This is a genomic window from Okeania sp. SIO2C9, assembly GCF_010672455.1.
GTDB lineage: Bacteria > Cyanobacteriota > Cyanobacteriia > Cyanobacteriales > Microcoleaceae > Okeania.
Window position 1 is genome coordinate 1 of the sequence record NZ_JAAHGO010000317.1, and the last position, 1,002, is coordinate 1,002.

Below are 1,002 nucleotides of genomic sequence, written 5' to 3' on the forward strand. Positions count from 1 at the left end.
TAACGTTTTGTTACAAATGCTCGACATTTTGCACTCAATTTTCGTTAACAAAGACAGACGATGTGCATAAAAAAAAAAGGCTAGTCTTCGCAATAGAGAAATGAAAGGACTCACAACTCAAAAGTTGAGAATTTGTTGTTTTAGGATGTTTCACTTGCGCACTTAGTTTTTTGAGGTGAACAAAATGGGTTACTTCGAGAAGAAAGATTCCTCTGGTTGGGGATGGGTAAAGGGTTCATTGAATAGTGTTGCTATGTTGGTAACACAAAAAGTGAGGATTTTTTGCTTAGTTACGTTCTCGATGATTTTGCTAATTGCTGGTTTATCATTTTTGGCTGCACCTGTAATGGGACAACATAATTTTCGAGGGACAACGGTGTTCTTCAATAAGGATTCTAGGAGGAATTCTTGGGTAATTAACGCTCCAAGCGATCATGATCAGCTATGGATTGTTCCTAAAATAGATGGAGGTTATCCCTTTACAGATTTAGGAACTGTTTTTTGGCCAAACGGAAACCTGACCGTAAAAGGTAGTGTTTCTCAAGCTTCATCGAAAGAATTAAAAGAAAATGTCGGCAGTCTGTCTAGTCAAGAGGCGGTTGATATTTTAGCAGACCTCAACCCAGTCAAATATAATTACATTGGTGATGAGAGTAAAACTCTGAATGCTGGTTTTATTGCTGAAGAGGTTCCGGAGTTAATAAGTACTGACGAACACAAGGCGGTTAAGACTATGGATGTTATCGCAGTTTTAACCAAGGTTGTTAAACAACAGCAAGAGGAACTCGAAATCTTGCAAGGAGAAATTAAATTACTCAAGCCAAGCAACAATATCGATTAGTAGAAATAAATCAGGGTGGTACTGATTTGGCGTAAATATACCTCTCCTAAGAAACCGTATGAGCATCGGGTTTGGGAGTAAGCTCAAAACCCAAGTCCTGAGCATTTTTATGGAGATTATTGAGTACTCGTTGACGATAACGTTGTTGATAGTAATCAGCA

The 1,002-nt window shown here is 38.2% G+C and carries 1 protein-coding gene; it reads left to right on the plus strand.

The window, feature by feature from the left end; all coding sequences use genetic code 11:
• The first annotated feature begins 184 nt into the window (after positions 1 to 184).
• A complete protein-coding gene (locus tag F6K23_RS41330) occupies positions 185 to 841 on the plus strand; it encodes a tail fiber domain-containing protein (protein ID WP_293167121.1) in 657 nt (218 codons plus the stop codon).
• The last annotated feature ends 161 nt before the right edge of the window (positions 842 to 1,002 follow it).

Bases quoted from the DNA above. Each gene is read 5' to 3' on its own strand.
- F6K23_RS41330 (WP_293167121.1), top strand. From the start codon at position 185: ATGGGTTACTTCGAGAAGAAAGATTCCTCTGGTTGGGGATGGGTAAAG.